The following is a 23,617-nucleotide window of genomic DNA, read 5'->3' as shown; positions in this document are numbered from 1 at the left end:
GGGATAGAGCCTGCCATGCATCAATTGACCCTGGCCGAGATCGCCCGCGGACTCGCCGACAAGTCGTTTTCCTCCGAAGAGCTGACCGGCGCGCTGCTGGCGCGCATCAAGCAGCTCGACCCGCAACTCAACAGCTTCATCAGCGTCACCGAGGAGCTGGCCCTGGGCCAGGCCCGTGCCGCCGACGCCCGTCGCGCCGCTGGCGAAGCCGGCGCGCTGCTGGGTGCCCCCATCGCCCACAAGGACCTGTTCTGCACCCAGGGCGTGCGCACCAGCTGCGGCTCGAAGATGCTCGACAACTTCAAGGCGCCGTATGATGCCACCGTGGTTGCCAAGCTGGCCGAAGCCGGCATGGTCACCCTGGGCAAGACCAACATGGACGAGTTCGCCATGGGTTCGGCCAACGAATCCAGCCACTACGGCGCGGTGAAGAACCCGTGGAACCTCGAGCACGTGCCTGGCGGCTCGTCCGGTGGCTCCGCCGCGGCCGTGGCCGCGCGCCTGCTGCCGGCCACCACCGGCACCGACACCGGCGGCTCGATCCGCCAGCCGGCTGCGCTGACCAACCTCACCGGCCTGAAACCGACGTACGGTCGCGTTTCGCGCTGGGGCATGATCGCCTACGCCTCGAGCCTCGACCAGGGCGGCCCGCTGGCCCGCACTGCCGAAGACTGCGCGCTGCTGCTGCAAGGCATGGCCGGCTTCGACACCAAGGACTCCACCAGCATCGACGAGCCGGTGCCGGACTACAGCGCCAACCTCAACGCCTCGCTGCAGGGCCTGCGCATCGGCCTGCCGAAGGAATACTTCGGCGCCGGCCTCGACCCGCGCATCGCCGAACGGGTGCAGGCCAGCGTCAAGGAGCTGGAAAAGCTCGGCGCGGTGGTCAAGGAAATCAGCCTGCCGAACATGCAGCACGCCATCCCGGCGTACTACGTGATCGCGCCGGCAGAAGCCTCCTCCAACCTGTCGCGTTTCGACGGCGTGCGCTTCGGCTACCGCTGCGAAGAGCCCAAGGACCTCACCGACCTGTACAAGCGCTCCCGTGGCGAAGGCTTCGGTGCCGAAGTGCAGCGGCGCATCATGGTCGGCACCTACGCCCTGTCGGCCGGCTACTACGATGCCTACTACGTCAAGGCGCAACAGATTCGCCGCCTGATCAAGAACGACTTCATGGCCGCCTTCGAGGGCGTCGACCTGATCCTCGGCCCGACCACGCCGAACCCGGCCTGGAAGCTTGGCGCCAAGAGCAGCGACCCGGTCGCCGCCTACCTTGAAGACGTCTACACCATCACCGCCAACCTGGCGGGCCTGCCGGGCCTGTCGATGCCAGCCGGCTTCGTCGATGGCCTGCCGGTCGGCGTGCAGCTGCTGGCCCCGTACTTCCAGGAAGGCCGCCTGCTCAACGTCGCGCACCGCTACCAGCAAGTCACCGACTGGCACACCCGCGCCCCCAACGGCTTCTGAGGAATTCACACATGCAATGGGAAGTTGTGATCGGGCTGGAAATTCACACCCAGCTGGCCACCCAGTCGAAGATCTTCTCCGGCAGCGCCACCACCTTCGGCTCCGAGCCGAACACCCAGGCCAGCCTGGTTGACCTGGGCATGCCCGGCGTACTGCCGGTGCTGAACCAGGAAGCCGTGCGCATGGCCTGCATGTTCGGCCTGGCGATCGACGCCGAGATCGGCAAGCGCAACGTGTTCGCGCGCAAGAACTACTTCTACCCGGACCTGCCCAAGGGCTACCAGATCAGCCAGATGGACCTGCCGATCGTCGGCAAGGGCCACCTGGACATCGCCCTGGAAGACGGCACCATCAAACGCATCGGCGTGACCCGCGCGCACCTTGAAGAAGACGCCGGCAAGAGCCTGCACGAAGACTTCAGCGGCTCCACCGGCATCGACCTGAACCGCGCCGGCACCCCGCTGCTGGAAATCGTCTCCGAGCCGGACATGCGCAGCGCCAAGGAAGCCGTGGCCTACGTCAAGGCGATCCACGCCCTGGTGCGCTACCTGGGCATCTGCGACGGCAACATGGCCGAAGGCTCGCTGCGTTGCGACTGCAACGTCTCGATCCGCCCGAAAGGCCAGGCCGAGTTCGGCACCCGCTGCGAGATCAAGAACGTCAACTCGTTCCGCTTCATCGAGCGCGCCATCAACAGCGAGATCCAGCGCCAGATCGAGCTGATCGAGGACGGCGGCAAGGTGGTCCAGGAAACCCGCCTGTACGACCCGAACAAGGACGAGACACGCTCCATGCGCAGCAAGGAGGAAGCCAACGACTACCGTTACTTCCCCGACCCGGACCTGCTGCCGGTGGTCATCGAGGACAGCTTCCTCGAAACCATCCGCGCCGGCCTGCCGGAGCTGCCGCCGCAAAAAGTCGAGCGCTTCCAGAGCCAGTACGGCCTGTCGGCCTACGACGCCAACGTGCTGGCCTCCAGCCGCGAGCAGGCGGACTACTTCGAAGAAGTGGTGAAGATCGGTGGCGATGCCAAGCTTGCGGCCAACTGGGTGATGGTCGAGCTGGGCAGCCTGCTCAACAAGCTGGGCATCGAGATCGACCAGGCGCCGGTAACCGCCGCGCAGCTGGGTGGCATGTTGCAGCGCATTCGCGACAACACCATCAGCGGCAAGATCGCCAAGACCGTGTTCGAGGCCATGGCCGCCGGTGAAGGCGATGCCGACAGCATCATCGAAAGCCGTGGCCTCAAGCAGGTCACCGACACCGGTGCGATCGACAAGATGCTCGACGAGATGCTCGCCGCCAATGCCGAGCAGGTCGAACAGTACCGCGCCGCCGACGAGGCCAAGCGGGGCAAGATGTTCGGCTTCTTCGTCGGCCAGGCGATGAAGGCGTCCAAAGGCAAGGCCAACCCGGGGCAGGTGAACCAATTGCTCAAGGCCAAGCTCGAAGGGTGAGCTGAAAAACGCGGCGAGGGCTTTGCCCTCGATCGCGGATGAATCTGCTCCTACAAACACACACCTGTAGGAGCGGATTCATCCGCGATGGGCCGCACAGCGGCCCCAACAGCAGCACCGGAGCATCACCTTGCTAAAACGATCCCTCGGCACCCTGGCCCTGTTCTCCTTCCTGGCCGGCTGCGCCAGCCACGACATCGACCCCCGCGGTTACAACGAAACCGGTACCGCCTCCTATTACGGCTCGCGCCACCACGGCAAACGCACCGCCAGCGGCGAAGCCTTCAACCAGCACGGCCTGACCGCCGCCCACCGCAGCCTGCCCTTTGGCAGCCGCGTGCTGGTCACCAACCTTGCCAACCAACGCAGCGTGGTCGTGCGCATCAACGACCGCGGCCCGCACACGCGTGGCCGGCTGATCGACCTGTCACGCGCAGCCGCAGAAAAAATCGGCATGCTCCGTAGCGGAACGGCGCGCGTCCGGGTACAAGGTCTGAGCGACTGACACCACTGGAGCCCCGACCATTTTCGACCTGGCCACCCTCCCCACCTTCAGCCTCCTGCAACTGGGCCTGGCCCTGCTGTTGCTGGTGGCCGGCGCCGAACTGATGGTGCGCGCCGCCCTGCGCCTGGCCCTGCGCCTGCATGTGCGGCCGCTGATCATCGGCCTGAGCCTGGTGGCGTTCGGCAGTACCGCGCCGCAACTGACCGTGAGCCTGCAGGCGGCCTACCAGGGCGCGCCCGACGTGGCCGTGGGCAGCGTGATCGGCAGCAACATCTTCAACGTGCTGGTGATCCTCGGCCTGGCGGCGCTGATCATCCCGCTGCGGGTCTCACGCCAACTGGTGCGCCTGGACATCCCGCTGATGATTGTCGCCAGCGCGCTGGTCTACGCCCTGGCCGCCAACGGCCACCTGGGCCGGCTCGAGGGCTTGCTGTTGTTGCTGGGCCTGCTGGGCTACCTGGGCATGCTCTGGCACCAGTCGCGCCACTACGCCCGCACCTACCCCGCCCCGCGCCCGCTCAGCAGCAGCCCGGCACGCTTCTGGTCCGGCACGCTGCTGCAGGTGCTGTGCGGCCTCGGCCTGCTGAGCCTGGCCGGCCACCTGCTGCTCGAAGCCGCGGTGGAAGTGGCGACCGACCTGGGCCTGTCCGAGCGCATCATCGGCCTGACCGTGGTCGCGGTCTGTACCTCGATGCCCGAACTCGCCGCGGCGCTGATCGCCGCCCTGCGCGGCGAGCGGGAAATCGCCGTGGGCACGGTGATCGGCAGCAACCTGTTCAACCTGCTGGGGGTGCTGGGCCTGACCGCGCTGATCACTCCCGAGACGCTGACCATTTCCCCCAATGCCCTGGGCTTCGACCTGCCGGTGATGCTCGGCGTCGCCGCCCTGAGCCTGCCGGTGTTCTACTCCGGCTACCGCATCACCCGCGCCGAAGGGCTGGTGTTCCTGTGCCTGTACCTGGCCTACGGCCTGCACGTGGCGGCCTTTACCATGGGCATGCCGCTGGCCGGCCGCCTGGAGCGGTTGATGCTGTTCTATGTCCTGCCAGTGCTCGGCGTGGTGTTGCTGTTCACCACGGTGCGCGCCTGGCGCCGCCAACACTAAGGAAAACAACATGGCTGAAAACAACACTGGCGAACAGATTCGCCGCCAGGTCATGGGCGACGCATTCGTCGACCGCGCCCTGGGCAACGCCACCGAGTTCACCCAACCGCTGCAGGACTTCGTCAACCAGCACGCCTGGGGCAGTGTCTGGGCGCGTGAGGGCCTGCCGCTGAAAACCCGCAGCCTGATCACCCTGGCCACGCTGACGGCACTCAAGTGCCCGCAGGAGCTCAAGGGCCATGTGCGCGGGGCGTTGAACAATGGCTGTACGGTGGAGGAGATTCGCGAGGCGCTGCTGCATTGCGCCGTGTATGCGGGGGTGCCGGCGGCGATCGATGCGTTCAGGGCCGCGCAGGAAGTGATCGACAGTTACCAGGCTTGAACGATCGGTGGCCAGTACTGGCCTTATCGCCGGCAAGCCGGCTCCCACGTTGACCGCAGCGCTGCTGATCTCTGTGGGAGCCGGCTTGCCGGCGATGAGGCCGGAAAAGACTCAGCCCTTGGCCTGCCGAGCTTTCTTCAGGCGGAAGGCGACGTAAAGCACGGCAATCCACCCCGGAATCAGCATCACCGAGATGCGAATCGGCGGGGTCAGGTACATCACCACCAGAATCAGCACGATGAACGCCAGGCACAGGTAGTTGGTGAACGGGTGCCCCCAGCTCTGGTAGAACGGCTTGATACCCGCCGCCAGCTTGGCCTTGCGGAACTTCAGGTGGGTGATGCTGATGCTCGCCCAGTTGATCACCAGCGCCGACACCGCCAGCGCCATCAACAGGCCGAACGCCTCACCCGGCATCAGGTAGTTGATCAGCACGCACATGCCCGTGGCGAACGCCGACACGCCCAACGCCGTCAGCGGCACACCGCTGCGGCTGACCTTGAGCAGCTGGCGCGGCGCATCGCCCTGGCTGGCCAGGCCGAACAGCATGCGGCTGTTGGCGTACACGCAGCTGTTGTACACCGACAGCGCGGCGGTCAGCACCACGACGTTGAGGATGGTCGCCACCAGGTCGCTGTCCAGCTCGTGGAAGATCATCACGAACGGGCTGCCACCCTGCACCACCTTCTGCCAGGGGTACAGCGACAGCAGCACCGCCAGGGCACCGATGTAGAAGATCAGGATGCGGTACACCACCTGGTTGGTGGCCTTGGGGATGCTGTGGCGCGGGTTGTCCGCCTCGGCAGCGGTGATGCCCACCAGCTCCAGGCCGCCGAAGGAGAACATGATCACCGCCAGGGCCATCACCAGGCCGGTGACGCCATTGGGGAAGAACCCGCCGTACTGCCACAGGTTGGCCACGCTGGCATCCGGGCCGCCATGGCCACTGCCCAGCAGCCAGGCACCGAAGCCGATCATGCTGACGATGGCCACCACCTTGACCAGGGCGAACCAGAACTCCATCTCGCCGTAGACCTTCACCTGGGTCAGGTTGATGAGGTTGATCACCACGAAGAAGATCGCCGCCGTGGCCCAGGTGGGGAATTCCGGCCACCAGTACTGCACGTAGATGCCCACGGCCGTGAGCTCGGCCATGCCGACCAGCACGTACACCACCCAGTAGTTCCAGCCCGAGACGAAGCCTGCGAACTCGCTCCAGTACTGGTGGGCGAAGTGGCTGAAGCTGCCGGCGACCGGCTCCTCGACCACCATCTCGCCAAGCTGGCGCATGATCAGGAAGGCCATCAGGCCAGCCACGGCATAGCCCAGCAAAACGGAGGGGCCGGCCAGCTGGATGGTCTGGGCGATGCCCAGGAACAACCCGGTGCCGATGGCCCCGCCCAGCGCGATCAGCTGGATATGGCGATTCTTCAGCCCGCGCTGCAAGCGCTCGGGCGTGCTCTGGTCTTGCATGAAGTGTCCTTTAGCTCAGTGAGGCGATGTTGTTGTGTTGTTGCAGTGAAGGATCTAGATCCATCCGCCCCACTGCAAGATGAAAATGCCAATATTGGTGGTGATCGCCGCCATTAGCGTAGTTATCACGATGATCGACGCCGCCAGCTCGTGGTTGCCATTGGCGGCGCGCGCCATCACGTAGCTGGCCGCCGCGGTCGGGCTGCCGATGTAGAGGAACAGGATGCCCAGCTCGGCCCCGCGAAAACCGCAGAGCCAGGCGCCGAGGGTGCCAACCAGCGGCAGCCAGACCATCTTCACCAGGCTGGCATCGATGGCCAGCTTGCCACTGTCGCGCAGCGCCGCCAGCGACAGCGTGCCACCAATGCAGATCAGCGCCAGCGGCAAGGTCATCTGCGCCAGGTAGTCGCCCGAGGTGAGCAGCCAATTGGGCAGCGGCACCTGGCCGTAGGCCATGGGCGTGGCCACCAGCACGCTGATGATCAATGGGTTGCTGAGGATGCTCTTGCAGATGCTCCACGGGTCGGACTTCAGATCCGGGCTGTACACCGCCAGCACCACCGCCGACAGCGAGTTGTACATGAGGATCACCAGGCCGGCGAGCACCGCGCCCAGGGAGATACCGTAGTCGCCGTACAGGCTGGCGGCCAGGGCCAGGCCGATCACGCCGTTGTTGCCGCGAAACGCACCTTGGGTATAGATGCCCCGGTCTGCCTCGGGGCAACGCCAGATGGCCAGGCCCCAGGCGGCTGTGAAACCGAGCAGGGTCACGGCGATGAAATAGAAGATCACGCCGGGTTTGACCGCGCTGGCCAGGTCGGCGTGGTAGATGCCGAGGAACAGCAGCGCCGGCATGCACACGTTGAACACCAGCTTGGAGGCGACTCGGTTGAAGTTGTCGTCGATCAGGTTGATGCGTTTGAGCAGTACGCCCATGAACAGCATGGCGAAGACGGGCGCCGTGATGTTCAGCGTCTGGATGAGAAGGGCGAGCATGCGCAAGCGATCCTGGGAGGGTTGCCGTCAGGGGGGCTAATGATACGTCAACGCGTCAGGAGTTGCGGGATCGGCTGCAATTTAAAGCGATTTCGGTCTGTACCGGCCCCATCGCCGGCAAGCCGGCTCCCACACAGATCATCGCTGTCCTTGTGGGAGCCGGCTTGCCGGCGATGAAGGCGACGCCGATTTCAGCGCCGAACCGGGCGCTTCTGCAGCTTGCGCTGCAAGGTCCGGCGGTGCATGCCCAGCGCCCGCGCGGTGGCAGAGATATTGCCCTCGTGCTCGTTCAGCACCCGCTGGATGTGTTCCCACTGCAGGCGGTCCACCGACATCGGGTTTTCCGGCACCAGGGTATCCAGGTCGGTGTGCTCGGAGAGCAACGCCGCCAGCACATCGTCAGCGTCCGCCGGCTTGCACAGGTAGTTGCAGGCGCCACGCTTGACCGCCTCGACTGCGGTGGCAATGCTCGAGTAACCGGTCAGGATCACCACGCGCATTTCCGGGTCCAGCTCCAGCAGCTTGGGCAGCAGCACCAGGCCCGAGTCACCTTCCATCTTCAAGTCCAGCGTGGCGTAGTCCGGCAGGTCCTGCTGGGCCAGGATCAGTCCCTCCTCGGCGGAGCTCGCCGTGCTCACGCGGAAACCGCGGCGGCTCATGGCCCGGGCCATCACTCGGGTGAAAGTGGCATCGTCATCCACCAGCAGCAGGTGCGGCAGCTCTTCGCCTTCGACCTGGTTTTCTTCGCTCATCATTCATCTCCTCGCTTGCCATGGGGCAGGCGCAATTCGGTCAGGGTGCCACCCTGTTCATGACTATAGAGTTTCACCGAACCGCCCGCACGGGTCACGCTGGCCTTGCTCAAGAACAGGCCCAGGCCGAAGCCTTTGCCCTTGGTGGTAATGAAGGGTTTGCCGATTGCTTCGGCGATGGCCGGCGGCACGCCGGGGCCATGGTCACGGATGCTGATGACGATGTCGTGGGCGTCCCAGTCCAGGCGCACTTCCAGGTCATCGGGGCAGGCATCGGCGGCATTGTTCAGCAGGTTGAGCAGCGCCTGGGTCAGGTCGGGCGGTGGCGTCAGGCGCGGCACCTCGCCGTCGCGCAGGCGCTGGAAGCGGTAGCTGGCCTCCGGGCGCATCAGGTGCCAGCGGTTGAGCGCCTCATCGAGCCAGGCGGTGACGTCCTGCTCGACGATCGCCAGGCGGCGGTTGGCCTCGGCGGCGCGCACCAACTGCTGCAGGGTTTCCTTGCACAGCTTGACCTGGTCCTGAAGGATCTGCAGGTCTTCCTGCAGCAGCGGGTCGGGGTGGTCCTGGCGCATTTCGTTGAGCAGCACGCTCATTGTCGCCAGCGGCGTACCCAGCTCGTGGGCAGCACCTGCGGCCTGGGTGGCCACGGCCAGCAGCTGTTCGTCGCGCAGGCTTTCTTCGCGGCGCTCCGAACGCAGTTGCTCCTGGCGGCGCAGCTCCTCGGCCATGCGCGCGGCGAAGAAGGTGATCACTGCGGCGGCCAGGGCAATGCTCAGCCACATGCCGTAGACCTGCATCTTGTCGCGCGCCATCGGCAGCCCTTCGAGCGGGTAGAACTGCACCAGCAACAGGCTGTAGAGGGTCAGGGCGATGCCGGAAAGAATCAGCGAATACAGCCAGGGCAAGGTCACCGCGGCAATCGCCAGCGGCACCAGGTAGTAGGACACGAACGGGTTGGTCGAGCCGCCGGAGTAATAAAGCAGGGCACTGTGGATCAGCAGGTCGCAGGCCAGTTGCAGGGCATATTCGAGTTCGGTGACCGGCAACGACAGGCGCAGGCGCAACGCCGTGAAGGCGCACAGCAAGGACGACAGCGCCAAGGTGGCGGCCAGCGACAGCCACGGCAGCGGCAGCAGTTCGGTCCAGTAGGCAACGCCCACGGAGCCGGCCTGGGCGGCCAGGACCAGCACGCGGATGACGGTCAGGCGCCAGAGGTTCTGGCGAGTTGCAGACAGCGGTTGTACGGCGGCGAGCATGAGCTCTCCTGATGAGTGCTCCAGAAAAATCGGCTGGAGTATACCGAAGCCAGGCCCCTCACTGCAGCGATGCGGCAAACCGCCACACTTTGACACAGGTTCATGATGGCACTTTTGAACCCACTACACTGGTTTCGGTCTGATGGGCCATGCGTGGAATGGATGGCCAGACCCCACGCCTTTTATTGCCAAGGAGTATCCCATGCAAATCCCACGTCGCAGCGCGGCCCTGATCCTGTCTTGCGGCATGCTCGCCAGCCTGCCTGCGCTGGCAGCCGATGAGCCGCGCTACAACCAGGTATCGCTGCGCGCCGAAGTCAGCAAGGAAGTGCCGCGCGACCTGATGGTCGTGACGCTGTACAGCGAAGCGCAGAACAACGACCCCGGCAAGCTCGCCAAGCAGATCACCGAGACCATGAACAAGGCCGTGCAGCAGGCACGCCAGGTCAAGGACGTGAAGATCAGCCAGGGCAGCCGCAACAGCTACCCGATCTACGACAGCAAGGGCCAGAAGATCACCGGCTGGCGCGAGCGCGCCGAGCTGCGCCTGGAAGGTGCCGACTTCCCGGCCCTGTCCCAGCTTACTGCCGAGCTGCTCAACGACCTGAAAATGGGCGGCATGGACTTCTCCATCGCCCCCACTACCCGCAAGGCCAGCGAAGACGCCCTGCTCAAGGATGCGGTGGATGCCTTCAAGGCCCGCGCCCAGCTGGCCACCGAGGCCTTGGGCGGCAAGGGCTACAAGGTTGTCAGCCTGAACCTCAACAGCAGTGGCTACCCACGGCCGTACCTGCGCAGCGCGCCGATGGCCATGAAAGCCATGGCCGCCGATGAAGCGGCGCCAGCGCCGGACATCGAAGCGGGTACCAGTGAAGTCAGCATGAATGCCGATGGTTTGATCGAAGTGCAGATGCCTTGACCTGAGCGGGCCGCCTGGCGGCCCGATCGCCGGCAAGCCGGCTCCCACAGGAGCAGTACATCGCTCACCGTGGGCGCTGGCTTGCCAGCACTGACTACAAAGCTTTTGGAATTTTCCTACGCACTGCAACGGTGCATCCCACGCAAAACCCCGCCTCGAAATATCCCGCAAAAAGCCATCATTTTGCCCACGCAAACGTTCAACTTCGTCGAAAGTTATACCGATGCGACATCCATGTACGCTCGTACTACTTTTCTGACGCCAACTATCCTTCTGAGTGTTGCATTGGGAATAGCCCCTGCATAAGTATCGCCAGGTCGGCTCACGAGGCCACCTCAAACCAAAAATGACAACAATGAGGCCACCATGCTCAAACACGCAGTCATTCCGTTCCTGCTCGGCGCAGGCCTGTTCGCTGGCGCCCCCCTGGCCCACGCCGCGTCCAACCTGGTGTTCTGCTCCGAAGGCAGCCCGGCGGGCTTCGACCCGGGGCAATACACCACCGGAACCGACTTCGACGCCTCGGCCGAGACCGTGTTCAACCGCCTGACCCAGTTCGAACGCGGCGGCACCGCGGTCATCCCGGGCTTGGCAACGTCCTGGGATGTGTCCGACGACGGCAAGACCTACACCTTCCACCTGCGTGAAGGGGTGAAGTTCCACACCACCGACTACTTCAAGCCCAGCCGCCCATTCAACGCCGACGACGTGCTGTTCACCTTCGAGCGCATGCTCGACAAGAACCACCCCTTCCGTAAGGCCTACCCCACCGAATTCCCCTACTTCACCGACATGGGCATGGACAAGAACATCGCCAAGGTGGAGAAGCTCGACGATAAAACGGTCAAGTTCACCCTCAACGAAGTGGACGCCGCGTTCATCCAGAACCTGGCGATGAGCTTCGCCTCGATCCAGTCGGCCGAGTACGCCGGCCAACTGCTCAAGGATGGCAAGGCCGCCGACATCAACCAGAAGCCGATCGGCACCGGGCCATTCGTATTCAAAAGCTACCAAAAAGACTCGAATATTCGTTTCGAAGGCAACAAGGATTACTGGAATCCTGAAGACGTGAAGATCGATAAGCTGATCTTCGCCATCACCACCGACGCCTCGGTGCGCATGCAGAAGCTGAAGAAGAACGAATGCCAGGTCACCCTGTTCCCGCGACCGGCCGACATCGAGCCGCTCAAGGCCGACAAGAACCTGCAGATGCCCCAGCAGGCCGGTTTCAACCTCGGCTACATCGCCTACAACGTGATGGACAAGATCAAGGGCAGCAACGAGCCCAACCCGATGGCCAAGCTTGAAGTGCGCCAGGCGCTGGACATGGCCGTCGACAAGAAGAAGATCATCGAATCGGTGTACCAGGGCGCCGGCCAGCTCGCCGTCAATGGCATGCCGCCGACCCAGTGGTCCTACGACACCAGCATCAAGGACGCCCCCTTCGACCCGGAAAAAGCCAAAGAGCTGCTGAAGAAAGCCGGGGTCAAGGAAGGCACCGAGATCACCCTGTGGGCCATGCCCGTGCAGCGCCCCTACAACCCCAACGCCAAGCTGATGGCCGAGATGCTGCAATCGGACTGGGCCAAGATCGGCATCAAGGCCAAGATCGTCAGCTACGAATGGGGCGAATACATCAAGCGCTCCAAAGGCGGCGAACAGGGCGCCATGCTGATTGGCTGGAGCGGCGACAACGGTGACCCGGACAATTGGCTGGGCACCCTGTACGGCTGCGATGCCGTCGACGGCAACAACTTCTCCAAGTGGTGCTACAAGCCCTACGACGACTTGATCAAGCAGGCCAAGGCCACCTCCGACCAGGCCAAGCGCACCGAGCTGTACCAGAAGGCCCAGCACATCCTCAAGGAACAGGTGCCGATCACCCCGATCGCCCACTCCACCGTGTACCAGCCGATGAGAGCCAATGTGAAGGACTTCAAGATCAGTCCATTCGCATTGAACGCGTTCTACGGCGTCAGCGTGGAAAAATAGCACCGGGCCACCCTCGCCCACTCCCTTAAGCCACACCCACCTCGGCGCTACCCGCGCCGGGGATGGGTCCCTGTTGCCGCCATTCACCCCAGGCACCTCAAGCATTGCGGGAGGACTGCCTGTGGGAGGCGGCTGGCCGGCGCTAGGGCCGGACGACCAGCACAACCCCCGATTCTGCCCGGCGATCCCGTGGCAACCCTGGCAACACCGCAGCGAACCACCCGGCCCACAAGGCCAGGCAATAACTAAAAAAATAGAAAGGGAGCTTTAACTTGAGACTTTTCACTCTCACCGCACTGGCCCTGGCCGTCAGCGCCTATTGCGCCACGGCCCAGGCCGACACCCAGAGCCAGGCCTACGTCCCGTTCAGCCTCAAAGCCGCCAGCGAACAAGACCAGGCCCAAGGCTTCGTCGAAGGCCAGAGCCTGTCCGGCAGCACCCGCAACTGGTACGCCCGCGAACGCGCCACCCGCGCACCGCTGTGGAAGTACTCCAAGGGCGACGGCAGCCGCCACGACACCCACAGCCGCGACAACTGGGTGCAAGGCACCATCCTCAACTACAGCTCAGGCTTCACCCAGGGCACCGTGGGCTTCGCCGTCGAGGCCGCCGGCTACAACGCCATCGCCCTGGAGCAGGGCCGCGCCGCCGTCGCCGGGCCGAACAACCGCACCCTCACCCACAGCGACGGCGACCCTGTCGGCCAGTGGAGCAAGATGGGCCTGGCCAACCTCAAGGCGCGGGTATCCAACACCACCCTGACCGTCGGCCGGCAATCGGTGGACACGCCGATGATCGCCTACATCGGCAACCGCGCCCTGCCCTCGAGCTTCCAGGGTGCATTCCTGCACAGCGCCGAGTTCGACAACCTGTCGTTCGATGTGGGCACCTTCGATCGCGTCTCGCCGCGCAGCGAGCAGAGCCTGAGCAAGTTTCGCAGTGAATACGGCGCCACCGGCGTGGAAACCGACCGCGCCAGCACTGTCGGGGTCAACTACCAGCCGCTCAAGAGCCTGACCACCAGCCTCTACGCCAGCAAGGTCGACGATTTCTGGAACCAGTACTACTTCGGCGCCAACCACGTGCTCGGCGACAGCGCGGCGCTGAGCCTGACCACCGGCCTGAACTACTACAAGACCGTGGACGCCGGCAGCCAGAAGATGGGCAAGATCGACAACGACACCTACAGCCTGTCGCTCGGCCTGACCCACCAGGCGCACACCCTCACGGCATCCTGGCAGCAGGTCAACGGCAACGAGTACTTCGACTACCTGCACGAAACCAACGGCATCTACCTGGCCAACTCGCTGCTGTCGGACTTCAACGGCCCCAACGAGAAATCCCTGCAGCTTGCCTATGTATTGAACATGGCGCCCTACGGCGTGCCGGGGCTCAAGTTCAACCTGTACAACGCCCGCGGCTGGGGCATCGATGGCACCCATTACCGGGGCAGCGCCTACGACGTCAAAGGCATGGACGGCGAAACCCACTACGAGTGGGGCATCGGCACCAGCTACGCGGTGCAGAGCGGGCCGCTGAAGGACACCAGCATCCGCGCCACCTACACCGCGCACCGGGCCAGCAAGGCCCAGGCCGATGGCAGCCTGGACGAGCTGCGCATCGTCACCACCATTCCATTCAACATCCTCTGACCGTTTGCGCCACGGCCCGCTTGCATCCGGGCCGTGGCGGCTACGCTGGAATCAAAGCATGCAGGGAGGTTCCATGACATCGCTAGCACTGCGCGCGGCCCTGGCCGCGATCTTCATCACCAGCGCCGGGCAACTGGCCGCCAAGCCCCTGGTGGTGTGCACCGAAGCCAGCCCGGAAGGCTTCGACGTGGTTCAGTACACCACGGCGGTCACCTTCGACGCCTCGGCCGAAACGGTGTTCAACCGCCTGGTCGACTTCAAGCCCGGCACCACCGACATTCAGCCGGCCTTGGCCGACCGTTGGGACATCTCGCCAGACGGCCTGACCTACACCTTTCACCTGCGCCAAGGGGTGAAGTTCCACACCACCGACTACTTCACCCCAACCCGCGAGTTCAACGCCGACGATGTGCTGTGGAGCCTGAATCGCCAGCTCGACCCGAGCCACCCCTGGCACGACAAGACCAGCGTCGGTTACCCGTACTTCGAGAGCATGGCCTTCAAGCAGTTGCTCAAGTCGGTGACGAAGACCGACGAGCACACCGTGGTCATTACCCTGACGCGCCCTGAAGCGCCCTTCCTGCGGGGCATGGCCATGGGCTTCACCTCGATCTACTCGGCCGAATACGGCGACCAGCTGCTCAAGGCCGGCAAGACCGGCGAGCTCAACAGCAAACCGATCGGCACCGGCCCGTTCATCTTCCAGCGCTACAACAAGGACGCCCAGGTCCGCTTCAAGCCCAACCCGGACTACTTTCGCGGCAAGCCGCCCAGCGATGCGCTGATCTTCGCCATCGCCACCGACAGCAACGTGCGCCTGCAGAAGCTGCGCGCCAACGAGTGCCAGGTGGCGCTGTACCCCAAACCTGACGACGTGCCCTCGATCAAGGCCGACCCCAGGCTCAAGGTGGCCGAGATCGAAGCCCTGGTCACCGGCTACATCGCCATGAACACCCAGCACAAGTACCTGAGCGATGTGCGCGTGCGCAAAGCCATCAACATGGCCTTCGACCGCCAGACCCACGTCGACCAGTTGTTCGGCAAGGGCAACGCGCTGGTCGGGGTGAACCCCTACCCACCGACCATGATCGGCTACAACACCGAGAACCGGAACCCGCCCCGCGACCTGGACAAGGCCCGCCAACTGCTCAAGGATGCCGGCGTGCCGCCAGGCACGGTCATCACCTTGTTCACCCGCAACGGCGGCGGCCCGACCAACCCCAACCCGCGCCTGTCGGCAGAAATGCTCCAGGCCGACCTCAAGCAGGTCGGCCTGACCCTGGATATCCGCGTGATGGAGTGGGCCGAAATGCTGCGCCGGGCCAAGAAAGGCGAGGCCGACCTGGTGTCCACCGGCTGGGCCGGCGACAACGGCGACCCGGACAATTTCCTCAGCCCTTTGCTCAGTTGCGAAGCCGCCAAAAACGGCGAGAACTACGCCCGCTGGTGCAACTCGAAATTCCAGGAGCTGATCACCCGCGCCCGCGAAGTGATCGACAACGACCAACGCGCAAGGCTCTATGCCGAGGCATTGAAGGTGTACGATGACGACCAGCCCTGGATCAGCATGGCCCATCCGAAGCTGTTCACTGCCATGCGTGAGAACGTGGAGGGTTACGTGATCAACCCTCTGACCAACAACAACTTCGCCACCACCAAGGTGAAGTAGAACAACAACGATCGCCGGCAACCCACACGGGCACCGGCGGCACCGCCGTACAACGGCCGATGAGGTAACCCCGACAATGTTGAGTTTTATTGCCCGGCGCCTGGGCTTGCTGATACCGACCTTCTTCGGCATCACCTTGCTGACCTTCGCGCTCATACGCCTGATCCCCGGCGACCCGGTGGAAGTGATGATGGGCGAACGCAGGGTCGACCCCGAAATGCACGCCCAGGCCATGGAGCGCCTGGGCCTGAACAAGCCGCTGCCGGTCCAGTATCTGGATTACGTGGGCAAGCTGGCCCAGGGTGATCTGGGAGAATCGCTGCGCACCCGCGAGAGCGTGTGGACCGAGTTCCTCACCCTGTTCCCGGCCACCCTGGAGCTGTCGTTCGCCGCCTTGCTGTTCGCCGGCACCGTCGGCCTGCTGGCCGGGGTAATCGCGGCCCTCAAGCGTGGCTCGCTGTTCGACCATGGGGTGATGGGCATCTCGCTGGCGGGCTATTCCATGCCGATCTTCTGGTGGGGCCTGATCCTGATCATGTTCTTCTCGGTGAGCCTGGGCTGGACCCCGGTTTCCGGGCGCATCGACCTGCTCTACGACATCGAGCCGAAAACCGGCTTCATGCTCATCGACACCCTGCTCAGCGACGAAGAGGGCGCGTTCAAGGACGCGGTGATGCACCTGATCCTGCCGGCCATCGTGCTCGGCACCATCCCGCTGGCGGTGATTGCCCGCATGACCCGCTCGTCGATGCTCGAGGTGCTGCGCGAGGACTACATCCGCACCGCCCGCGCCAAGGGCCTGTCGCCGGCCCGCGTGGTGTTCGTGCACGGCCTGCGCAACGCGCTGATCCCGGTGCTGACGGTGTTCGGCCTGCAGGTCGGCACGCTGCTGGCCGGTGCGGTGCTCACCGAAACCATCTTTTCCTGGCCGGGCATCGGCAAGTGGCTGATCGAAGCCATCGGTGCCCGTGACTACCCCGTGGTCCAGAACGGCATCCTGTTGATCGCCTGCCTGGTGATCCTGGTCAACTTCGTCGTGGACATCCTCTACGGCCTGGCCAACCCACGCATCCGTCATCAGCGCTGAGGCCCCCGTCATGACTAGCCCGATTGCAAAATCCGTGGCGCCGGCCACCCCGGTGGACCAGAGCCTGCTCTACCCCTCGCCGTACAAGGAATTCTGGCACGCCTTCTCGCGCAACAAGGGCGCGGTGCTGGGCCTGGCCTTCATGTGCCTGGTGGTGTTCTGCGCGCTGTTCGCGCCGTGGGTCGCCCCGCATGACCCCAGCGAGCAGTACCGCGACTTCCTGCTTACGCCGCCGGTGTGGCTCGAAGGCGGCAACTGGCAGTTCATCCTCGGCACCGACGAGCTGGGCCGCGACCTGCTCTCGCGGCTGATCCAGGGCGCGCGGCTGTCGCTGCTGATCGGCCTGTCCTCGGTGGTGATGTCGATGATTCCCGGCATCCTCCTGGGCCTGCTGGCCGGCTTCTTCCCGCACATCCTCGGCCCTTCGATCATGCGCCTGATGGACGTGATGCTGGCCCTGCCGTCGTTGCTCCTGGCCGTGGCGATCGTCGCCATCCTCGGCCCAGGCCTGATCAACACGGTGATCGCCATCGCCATCGTCTCGCTGCCCTCCTACGTGCGCCTGACCCGCGCCGCGGTGATGGGCGAGCTCAACCGCGACTACGTCACCGCCGCCCGCCTGGCCGGTGCCGGCCTGCCGCGGCTGATGTTCGTCACCGTGCTGCCCAACTGCATGGCGCCGCTGATCGTGCAGGCCACCCTGAGCTTCTCCTCGGCCATCCTCGATGCCGCCGCACTGGGCTTCCTGGGCCTTGGCGTGCAACCGCCAACCCCCGAGTGGGGCACCATGCTGGCCTCGGCGCGGGACTACATCGAACGCGCCTGGTGGGTGGTGAGCCTGCCTGGGCTGACGATCCTGCTGAGTGTGCTGGCCATCAACCTGATGGGCGACGGCCTGCGCGATGCGCTGGACCCGAAACTCAAGAACGCCGCCTGAGGAGAGCGCCATGTCACTGTTGCAGATCAACAACCTGAACGTGCGCTTCGGCGACGCCAATGCGGTGCCGGTGGTGGATGGCCTGGACCTGGCGGTGGATGCCGGCGAGATCCTGGCCATCGTCGGCGAGTCCGGCTCGGGCAAGTCGGTGACCATGATGGCCCTGATGGGCCTGATCGACGCCCCCGGGCGCATCACCGCCGATACCTTGAGCTTCGACGGCACCGACATGCTCAAGCTCAGCGGCCGCCAGCGGCGCAAGGTGGTGGGCAAGGACATCGCCATGGTCTTCCAGGACCCGATGACCGCGCTCAACCCGAGCTACACCGTAGGCTTCCAGATCGAGGAAGTGCTGCGCCAGCACCTGGGCCTGAAGGGCAAGGCCGCACGCCAGCGCGCCCTGGAGCTGCTGAAAAAGGTCGAGATCCCGGCCGCCGAAAGCCGCCTGGACGCCTACCCGCACCAGCTCTCGGGCGGCATGAGCCAGCGCGTGGCGATCGCCATGGCGATTGCCGGCGAGCCCAAGCTGCTGATCGCCGACGAGCCGACCACCGCGCTCGACGTGACCATACAGGCGCAGATCATGGAGCTGCTGGTGAACCTGCAGAAGGAGCGCAACATGGCGCTCATCCTGATCACCCATGACCTGGCCGTGGTCGCCGAAACCGCCAGGCGCGTGTGCGTGATGTATGCCGGCCAGGCAGTGGAGGTGGGGCAGGTGCCGGCGCTGTTCGAGGTACCCGCCCACCCCTACAGCGAAGCGCTGCTGGCGGCGATCCCCGAGCACAGCCTGGGCGCCGAACGCCTGGCCACCCTGCCCGGCATCGTGCCCGGCCGCTACGACCGCCCCGCGGGCTGCCTGCTGTCGCCGCGCTGCCCGTATGTGCAGGACAACTGCCGGCGCCAGCGCCCGGCCCTCGAACCCCAGGCCCACAGCCTGGTGCGTTGCTTCTATCCGCTGAACCAGGAGGTGGCGTGATGGCCGTCGTTCTCACTGCGCGGGAGCTGACCCGGCATTACGAGGTATCCCGCGGCCTGTTCAAGGGCCATGCGCTGGTGCGTGCGCTCAATGGCGTGTCGTTCGAGCTGGAGGCAGGCAAGACCCTGGCCGTGGTCGGTGAGTCCGGCTGCGGCAAGTCGACCCTGGCGCGTGCCCTGACGCTGATCGAAGAGCCTTCATCGGGCTCGCTGCAAATTGCCGGCACCGAGGTCACCGGCGCCAGCAAGCAGGCGCGCAAGCAACTGCGCCGCGATGTGCAGATGGTGTTCCAGAGCCCATACGCTTCGCTCAACCCAAGGCAGAAGATCGGCGACCAGCTGGCCGAGCCGCTGCTGATCAATACCTCGCTGAGCAAGGCCGAACGGCGCGAAAAAGTGCAGAAGATGATGGAGCAGGTCGGCCTGCGCCCCGAGCACTACCAGCGTTATCCGCACATGTTCTCCGGCGGCCAGCGCCAGCGCATCGCCCTGGCCCGGGCGATGATGCTGCAACCGAAGGTGCTGGTGGCCGACGAGCCGACATCAGCGTTGGACGTGTCGATCCAGGCCCAGGTGCTGAACCTGTTCATGGACCTGCAAAAGGAATTCAACACCGCCTATGTGTTCATCTCGCACAACCTGGCGGTGGTGCGCCATGTGGCGGACCAGGTGCTGGTGATGTACCTGGGGCGGCCGGCGGAGATGGGGCCCAAAGCGGATATCTACGAGAAGCCGCTGCACCCGTATACGCAGGCGTTGCTGTCGGCGACGCCGGCGATTCACCCGGACCCGCTGAAGCCGAAGATTCGCATTGCCGGGGAATTGCCCAACCCGCTGAACCCGCCGGATGGCTGTGCGTTTCACAAGCGCTGCCCGTATGCGACGGAGCGCTGTGGCAAGGAAGTGCCGGCGTTTCGGCAGGTGGGGAGTCGGCAGGTGGCCTGTCATTATGCCGAGCAGTTTTTGTAGAGGTAGATAGCGGGGGGTGCTTTGCAGCCCTTTCGCGACACAAGGCCGCTCCTACAGGGGATCGCCTATTCCTGTAGGAGCGGCCTTGTGTCGCGAAAGGGCCGCAAAGCGGCCCCGACAATCTCAATGCATGAATATCGCGATCAGGATGATCACCGGAATCGGTACCCCAAGCATCCACAGCAGTAATGAGCGCATGACGTTTCTCCTTCCTCAACGTTGAACGGTACGACGCGCGGTGTAATCCATCCCTTCAGCTTCAACCCACAGCACACGGTCACGACGACGGCCGCCGAACAGCGCCGCCAGGCTGGCGAAGAAGGCCCCGCAAAGCAGCGCAACAAAGGTCCACAGCGCAGTCCACGCCGCCACCTTGGCTGCGGTATCGGCTGCCTGCTGTGCCTGCACCTTGGCTTGCTGCACTTGCGCGAACACCTGGTCCACGCGGGCCTCGGCCTCGGGCTGAGTCAGACGCGTGCGTTGCGCCACCAGTTGCGCCAGGTAAGTGCGGTCGCCCTCGGCGAGCGTGCCCTGGGTGATGGATTTGGCGATGATCCGCGCGGCGATACCGTTGGCGGCATCCTCGCTGACCGGCGCCGGGCCGTCGCCACGGAACAGGCTGTCGACGAAATAGCCATTGGGGTCAGGCTTGGGCGCCATGCTGGCGGCGGCGCCAACAGCGCTGGCCCCGGCCTGCATACCGGCGCTGGCGATACCGCCGGCGGTGCTGACGATCAACATGGCCGCCACCAGCGTGGCCACTGCCCAGGCAAGGAAGCCGTGGGCAGTGTCGCGAAAGTACACTTCATCGCCATGCAGGTTGGCCCACTTCACCCGCAACCGCCCGGCAATGTAGCCACCCAGGCCGGACGCGATGATCTGGGTCAACAGCAGCCAGATGATCGTCGAGATGCCCAGCGCCTTGGCGCTAGCACCTTCATTGGCCCAGGGCGAGGTCGCGGCAAAGCCAAGACCCGCACCCAGCACCACCAGGATCAGGGAAAGGGAAGCCGCCGCAGCGGCACCGGCAAAGATGGCCGCCCAGGACACGCCTGAGCGTGACTGAGCATCGGCATAGGGGTAATCGGCAGAGGGGATCATGGGATTTTCGCCTTTGTTGTGAGCAACAGGACCAGTCGCGTAGAGGTAGGTGCAGGGGCTGTGCCAAATGTGTCAAAAGATGACTTTCATGAAATTCAATGGGTTAGCCTGGCTTCCTTTTTTCTTGTCGTGCAAAACACCCGGTTTGCCGCAAATGCCTCAGGGTTTATGCAATGCCAGCAGCCCGGCACTGGCTTGCCTCCGTTCGCGCCCCTCGGCACTATCTGCACATGAGCTCGAACACCCTCCCCGACGGCCCCGAACAAACGCCGATCACTGCCGAAACGGTCCTGCGCTACCACCTGTGCTGGAAGCATCGCGACCTCGACGGCGTGATCGCGCTCTATCACCCCGACATCCAGTACCACGACTTCTTCCAGAACCGCGTGCTCGGCTACCGCGAGCTTCGCGACTACGTGCGCGCCTGCCTGCCCCACGAAGCCGGCGAAGACATCGTCCACAGCGACCGCATCCGCGTCGATGGCTGCACCGCGTTCATCCAGTACCAGGTCACCGTGCAGGGCGGCGAAGGCCTGGTGGCGTTCCAGTCCAGCGAAGCGATTACGGTCAGGGACGGGCTGATCTGGCGGGTCAACGAATACGCCACGCTGGTTCGGCAGAACAGCCAGGGCCTGGCGCGAAGCGGACCGCGCCCGGCCACCAGCCGCCTGGGCCTGTCGCCGCGGCAACTGTCGACCATGGCCCAGGACCTGGAGCACTACTTCCAACGCCAGCGCCCCTACCTGGACCCGGAGCTGGACCTGCAACAGGTGGCCGAGGCCAGCGGCTACAGCCGCAACCAGATCTCCTACCTGCTCAACCAGGTGCTCGGCCAGAGCTTCTACCGCTACGTCAACCAGGCGCGCCTGCAACATCTGATGGCCAGCCTTGGCCAGAGCAGCCACGCGGCCTCGATCGACGACCTGGCCTTCAGCGCCGGTTTCAACTCGCTGTCGGCCTTCTACAAGTGCTTTCGCGCGCACACCGGGCTCACGCCCAAGGCCTACCTCAAGCAAAATTCCCTGCGTGCACGCACGTAGGACAGCCAAGCGCCCAGCCCACTAGCATCGCCCACAGACCAAGACGGATGTGGAGCCGAACCCGATGCAACCCCTGCGCACGCTAAGCCTGTGGATGGACCAGCTCGACGAGCCCCTGTGCGCCCGCCCGGCCCTGCGCGAAGACCTGGACCTGGACGTGTGCATCATCGGCGCCGGCTACACCGGCCTGTGGACCGCCTACTACCTCAAGCGCCAGGCGCCGCACCTGAACATCGCCGTGCTCGAAGCCAACATCGCCGGCTTCGGCGCCTCCGGGCGCAACGGCGGCTGGCTGATGGGCAACCTGCTCGGCGAAGACCGCCTGCTGGCCAGCTTGTCGCCGCAGCAACGGCGCGCCAGCATCGACCTGCTGCAGGGCATCCCCGACGAAGTCCACGGCGTGCTGCAGCGCGAGGGCATCGATTGCGATTTTCGCAAAGGTGGCGTGCTGTACTGCGCCGCCCGCTACCCGGAACAGGAGCGCACCCTGCGCGCCTACCTCGACGACCTGTACCGCCAGGGCATGCGCGAAGAAGACTACCGCTGGCTCGGCCCCGAACAGCTGGCCGCGCAACTGCGCGTGAGCAATGCCTACGGCGCCATCTACAGTCCGCACACCGCGACCATCCAGCCAGCCAAGCTGGTGCGCGGCCTGGCCCGGGCAGTAGAAGCGCTGGGCGTGCCGATCTACGAAAACACCCCGGCCATCGACTGGCAGCCCGGCGAAGTGCGCACGCCGCTGGCACGCATCCGCTGCCAATGGATGGTGCCTGCCGTCGAAGGCTATGCCGCCAGCCTGCCGCCGCTGGGCAAGCACCAGCTGCCGGTGCAGAGCCTGCTGGTGGCCACCGAACCCTTGCCCGAGTCGACCTGGCAGGAGATCGGCCTGGCCCAGGGCCAGGCCTTCAGCGAGAACAGCCGCCAGGTCACCTATGGCCAGCGCAGCGCCGACAACCGCCTGGTGTTCGGCGCGCGCGGCGGCTATCGCTTCGGCGGCCGCCTGCGCGAGGACTTCAACCTCACCGAGGCCGAAGTGGAGCTGCGCCGCTACCTGTTCAGCGAACTGTTCCCGCAGCTCAAGCACGTGCGCATCACCCATACCTGGGGCGGCAACCTGGGCATGGCGCGGCGTTTCCGCCCGCACATGCTGTGCGACCGCCAGCGCGGTATCGCGCTGTCTGGCGGTTACGGCGGCGAAGGCGTCGGCGCCACCAACCTGGGGGGCCGCACCCTGGCCGCGCTGATCCTCAACCAGCGCAACGAACTGACCGCCCAGCCCTGGGTGCTCGACAACCGCCCCTTGTCGAGCCTGGCCGGCTGGCCGCCCGAGCCCTGCCGCTGGCTGGGCTACAACGCCATCATCCAGAGTTTCGTCCACGAGGACCGGACCCTCGCCAACCCCGCCAGTGCGCCCTGGAGGCGGCGCCTGGCCAGCTCGCTCGCGGACTTCATGGAAGGCTTCATGCACTGACTTCCCTTTCATCTGCACAGGACCCACCTGCAATGAGCATCACCCAGTTCAAACACACCGACAGCGCCGTGCTGGACAGCGCCAACCCGGTAGCCGTCCCCCTCGGCGAGCCCGTATCAGTGGCCTCGGTCACCTGCGTGGAGCGCAGCGACGGCGTCGAAACCGGCATCTGGGAGTGCACGCCCGGCCGCTGGCGGCGGCAGATCGTGCAACAGGAGTTCTGCCATTTCATCAAGGGCCGCTGCACCTTCACCCCCGACGGTGGCCAGACCTTGCACATAGAAGCCGGAGACGCACTGATGCTACCGGCCAACAGCACTGGCATCTGGGACATCCAGGAGACCGTGCGCAAGACCTACGTTCTGATTTTCTGATCCGCTGATCGCCTGCCTTCGATAACAACAGACAA

General features: G+C 64.9%; 21 protein-coding genes. 16 read left to right on the top strand and 5 right to left on the bottom strand.

Annotated elements, in window-relative coordinates; all coding sequences use genetic code 11:
* Positions 1 to 15: 15 nt before the first annotated feature.
* The 5 genes from gatA (at position 16) to L6D75_RS11570 (ending at position 4,916) form a co-directional block, all read left to right on the top strand.
* On the top strand, positions 16 to 1,467 hold the full coding sequence (gene gatA, locus L6D75_RS11590) for an Asp-tRNA(Asn)/Glu-tRNA(Gln) amidotransferase subunit GatA (protein ID WP_176517452.1): 1,452 nt from the start codon (positions 16 to 18) through the stop codon (positions 1,465 to 1,467).
* A gap of 11 nt (positions 1,468 to 1,478) precedes the next feature.
* Entirely contained in the window at positions 1,479 to 2,924 is a 1,446-nt protein-coding gene (gene gatB, locus L6D75_RS11585) for an Asp-tRNA(Asn)/Glu-tRNA(Gln) amidotransferase subunit GatB (protein WP_176517453.1), read from the top strand.
* Between the two features lie 130 nt (positions 2,925 to 3,054).
* Positions 3,055 to 3,429: a septal ring lytic transglycosylase RlpA family protein gene (locus L6D75_RS11580; protein ID WP_176517454.1), complete on the top strand. Its 375-nt coding sequence runs from the start codon at positions 3,055 to 3,057 to the stop codon at positions 3,427 to 3,429.
* 61 nt (positions 3,430 to 3,490) lie between these two features.
* Positions 3,491 to 4,534: a calcium/sodium antiporter gene (locus tag L6D75_RS11575; protein WP_176517457.1), complete on the top strand. Its 1,044-nt coding sequence runs from the start codon at positions 3,491 to 3,493 to the stop codon at positions 4,532 to 4,534.
* 10 nt (positions 4,535 to 4,544) lie between these two features.
* The gene (locus L6D75_RS11570) at positions 4,545 to 4,916 is read left to right on the top strand and encodes a carboxymuconolactone decarboxylase family protein (protein ID WP_236193540.1); all 372 of its coding nucleotides are present in this window, start codon (positions 4,545 to 4,547) and stop codon (positions 4,914 to 4,916) included.
* A gap of 111 nt (positions 4,917 to 5,027) precedes the next feature.
* Here L6D75_RS11570 and L6D75_RS11565 read toward each other — a convergent pair whose 3' ends face one another.
* From L6D75_RS11565 to L6D75_RS11550, 4 genes are all read right to left on the bottom strand, one after another.
* Positions 5,028 to 6,389 (bottom strand): amino acid permease, encoded by a 1,362-nt coding sequence (locus tag L6D75_RS11565; RefSeq protein WP_176515416.1) that lies wholly within the window; start codon positions 6,387 to 6,389, stop codon positions 5,028 to 5,030.
* Between the two features lie 54 nt (positions 6,390 to 6,443).
* Positions 6,444 to 7,385, bottom strand: a complete 942-nt coding sequence (locus tag L6D75_RS11560) for an AEC family transporter (protein ID WP_176515414.1) — start codon at positions 7,383 to 7,385, stop codon at positions 6,444 to 6,446.
* A gap of 191 nt (positions 7,386 to 7,576) precedes the next feature.
* Entirely contained in the window at positions 7,577 to 8,137 is a 561-nt protein-coding gene (locus L6D75_RS11555) for a response regulator transcription factor (RefSeq protein ID WP_016391130.1), read from the bottom strand.
* Positions 8,137 to 9,393, bottom strand: coding sequence for an ATP-binding protein (locus tag L6D75_RS11550; protein ID WP_176515412.1), 1,257 nt, complete (start codon positions 9,391 to 9,393; stop codon positions 8,137 to 8,139). Before L6D75_RS11550 ends, L6D75_RS11555 begins: the two co-directional genes overlap by 1 nt.
* A 202-nt stretch (positions 9,394 to 9,595) precedes the next feature.
* On the opposite strand from L6D75_RS11550, the gene L6D75_RS11545 reads away from it, so the two are divergent.
* The 8 genes from L6D75_RS11545 (at position 9,596) to L6D75_RS11510 (ending at position 19,596) form a co-directional block, all read left to right on the top strand.
* The gene (locus tag L6D75_RS11545; RefSeq protein WP_176515410.1) at positions 9,596 to 10,312 is read left to right on the top strand and encodes an SIMPL domain-containing protein; all 717 of its coding nucleotides are present in this window, start codon (positions 9,596 to 9,598) and stop codon (positions 10,310 to 10,312) included.
* 366 nt (positions 10,313 to 10,678) lie between these two features.
* Positions 10,679 to 12,304 carry an ABC transporter substrate-binding protein gene (locus L6D75_RS11540; protein WP_176515408.1) on the top strand — a complete coding sequence of 542 codons (1,626 nt, stop codon included), beginning with the start codon at positions 10,679 to 10,681 and terminating at the stop codon, positions 12,302 to 12,304.
* Positions 12,305 to 12,576: 272 nt separating this feature from the next.
* Entirely contained in the window at positions 12,577 to 13,956 is a 1,380-nt protein-coding gene (locus L6D75_RS11535; RefSeq protein ID WP_176515406.1) for an OprD family porin, read from the top strand.
* Between the two features lie 73 nt (positions 13,957 to 14,029).
* On the top strand, positions 14,030 to 15,625 hold the full coding sequence (locus L6D75_RS11530; RefSeq protein ID WP_176515404.1) for an ABC transporter substrate-binding protein: 1,596 nt from the start codon (positions 14,030 to 14,032) through the stop codon (positions 15,623 to 15,625).
* 76 nt (positions 15,626 to 15,701) lie between these two features.
* Positions 15,702 to 16,712, top strand: coding sequence for an ABC transporter permease subunit (locus L6D75_RS11525; RefSeq protein WP_016391137.1), 1,011 nt, complete (start codon positions 15,702 to 15,704; stop codon positions 16,710 to 16,712).
* A gap of 10 nt (positions 16,713 to 16,722) precedes the next feature.
* Positions 16,723 to 17,649: an ABC transporter permease subunit gene (locus L6D75_RS11520; protein WP_176515402.1), complete on the top strand. Its 927-nt coding sequence runs from the start codon at positions 16,723 to 16,725 to the stop codon at positions 17,647 to 17,649.
* Between the two features lie 10 nt (positions 17,650 to 17,659).
* Positions 17,660 to 18,628, top strand: a complete 969-nt coding sequence (locus tag L6D75_RS11515; protein WP_176515400.1) for an ABC transporter ATP-binding protein — start codon at positions 17,660 to 17,662, stop codon at positions 18,626 to 18,628.
* Positions 18,628 to 19,596 (top strand): peptide ABC transporter ATP-binding protein, encoded by a 969-nt coding sequence (locus tag L6D75_RS11510; protein ID WP_176515397.1) that lies wholly within the window; start codon positions 18,628 to 18,630, stop codon positions 19,594 to 19,596. The genes L6D75_RS11515 and L6D75_RS11510 overlap by 1 nt, the downstream gene beginning before the upstream one ends.
* Before the next feature lie 213 nt (positions 19,597 to 19,809).
* Here the strand turns inward: L6D75_RS11510 and L6D75_RS11505 are convergent, their stop codons facing one another.
* On the bottom strand, positions 19,810 to 20,697 hold the full coding sequence (locus L6D75_RS11505; protein WP_176515395.1) for a hypothetical protein: 888 nt from the start codon (positions 20,695 to 20,697) through the stop codon (positions 19,810 to 19,812).
* Positions 20,698 to 20,927: 230 nt separating this feature from the next.
* Between L6D75_RS11505 and L6D75_RS11500 the strand changes: the two genes are divergently transcribed.
* The 3 genes from L6D75_RS11500 (at position 20,928) to L6D75_RS11490 (ending at position 23,582) form a co-directional block, all read left to right on the top strand.
* Complete coding sequence (locus tag L6D75_RS11500) at positions 20,928 to 21,737, top strand: AraC family transcriptional regulator (protein ID WP_176515393.1); 810 nt, start codon at positions 20,928 to 20,930, stop codon at positions 21,735 to 21,737.
* 64 nt (positions 21,738 to 21,801) lie between these two features.
* Positions 21,802 to 23,208, top strand: coding sequence for an NAD(P)/FAD-dependent oxidoreductase (locus L6D75_RS11495; protein WP_176515391.1), 1,407 nt, complete (start codon positions 21,802 to 21,804; stop codon positions 23,206 to 23,208).
* Between the two features lie 32 nt (positions 23,209 to 23,240).
* Positions 23,241 to 23,582 carry a cupin domain-containing protein gene (locus tag L6D75_RS11490; RefSeq protein WP_176515389.1) on the top strand — a complete coding sequence of 114 codons (342 nt, stop codon included), beginning with the start codon at positions 23,241 to 23,243 and terminating at the stop codon, positions 23,580 to 23,582.
* The last annotated feature ends 35 nt before the right edge of the window (positions 23,583 to 23,617 follow it).

The organism is Pseudomonas faucium, assembly GCF_021602585.1.
GTDB classification, from domain to species: domain Bacteria; phylum Pseudomonadota; class Gammaproteobacteria; order Pseudomonadales; family Pseudomonadaceae; genus Aquipseudomonas; species Aquipseudomonas faucium.
Note: the sequence above shows the minus strand (reverse complement) of the source record. Positions and strands in the feature narration are given on the sequence as shown.

Excerpts from the sequence above, each read along its gene's own strand:
- L6D75_RS11520 (WP_176515402.1), top strand. The coding sequence starts at position 16,723 with ATGACTAGCCCGATTGCAAAATCCGTGGCGCCGGCCACCCCGGTGGAC.
- L6D75_RS11525 (WP_016391137.1), top strand. The coding sequence starts at position 15,702 with ATGTTGAGTTTTATTGCCCGGCGCCTGGGCTTGCTGATACCGACCTTC.
- L6D75_RS11555 (WP_016391130.1), bottom strand. The coding sequence starts at position 8,137 with ATGAGCGAAGAAAACCAGGTCGAAGGCGAAGAGCTGCCGCACCTGCTG.
- L6D75_RS11505 (WP_176515395.1), bottom strand. The coding sequence starts at position 20,697 with ATGATCCCCTCTGCCGATTACCCCTATGCCGATGCTCAGTCACGCTCA.
- L6D75_RS11550 (WP_176515412.1), bottom strand. The coding sequence starts at position 9,393 with ATGCTCGCCGCCGTACAACCGCTGTCTGCAACTCGCCAGAACCTCTGG.
- gatA (WP_176517452.1), top strand. The coding sequence starts at position 16 with ATGCATCAATTGACCCTGGCCGAGATCGCCCGCGGACTCGCCGACAAG.
- L6D75_RS11565 (WP_176515416.1), bottom strand. The coding sequence starts at position 6,389 with ATGCAAGACCAGAGCACGCCCGAGCGCTTGCAGCGCGGGCTGAAGAAT.
- L6D75_RS11540 (WP_176515408.1), top strand. The coding sequence starts at position 10,679 with ATGCTCAAACACGCAGTCATTCCGTTCCTGCTCGGCGCAGGCCTGTTC.
- L6D75_RS11495 (WP_176515391.1), top strand. The coding sequence starts at position 21,802 with ATGCAACCCCTGCGCACGCTAAGCCTGTGGATGGACCAGCTCGACGAG.
- L6D75_RS11490 (WP_176515389.1), top strand. The coding sequence starts at position 23,241 with ATGAGCATCACCCAGTTCAAACACACCGACAGCGCCGTGCTGGACAGC.
- L6D75_RS11570 (WP_236193540.1), top strand. The coding sequence starts at position 4,545 with ATGGCTGAAAACAACACTGGCGAACAGATTCGCCGCCAGGTCATGGGC.
- L6D75_RS11530 (WP_176515404.1), top strand. The coding sequence starts at position 14,030 with ATGACATCGCTAGCACTGCGCGCGGCCCTGGCCGCGATCTTCATCACC.
- gatB (WP_176517453.1), top strand. The coding sequence starts at position 1,479 with ATGCAATGGGAAGTTGTGATCGGGCTGGAAATTCACACCCAGCTGGCC.
- L6D75_RS11560 (WP_176515414.1), bottom strand. The coding sequence starts at position 7,385 with ATGCTCGCCCTTCTCATCCAGACGCTGAACATCACGGCGCCCGTCTTC.
- L6D75_RS11545 (WP_176515410.1), top strand. The coding sequence starts at position 9,596 with ATGCAAATCCCACGTCGCAGCGCGGCCCTGATCCTGTCTTGCGGCATG.
- L6D75_RS11515 (WP_176515400.1), top strand. The coding sequence starts at position 17,660 with ATGTCACTGTTGCAGATCAACAACCTGAACGTGCGCTTCGGCGACGCC.
- L6D75_RS11510 (WP_176515397.1), top strand. The coding sequence starts at position 18,628 with ATGGCCGTCGTTCTCACTGCGCGGGAGCTGACCCGGCATTACGAGGTA.
- L6D75_RS11500 (WP_176515393.1), top strand. The coding sequence starts at position 20,928 with ATGAGCTCGAACACCCTCCCCGACGGCCCCGAACAAACGCCGATCACT.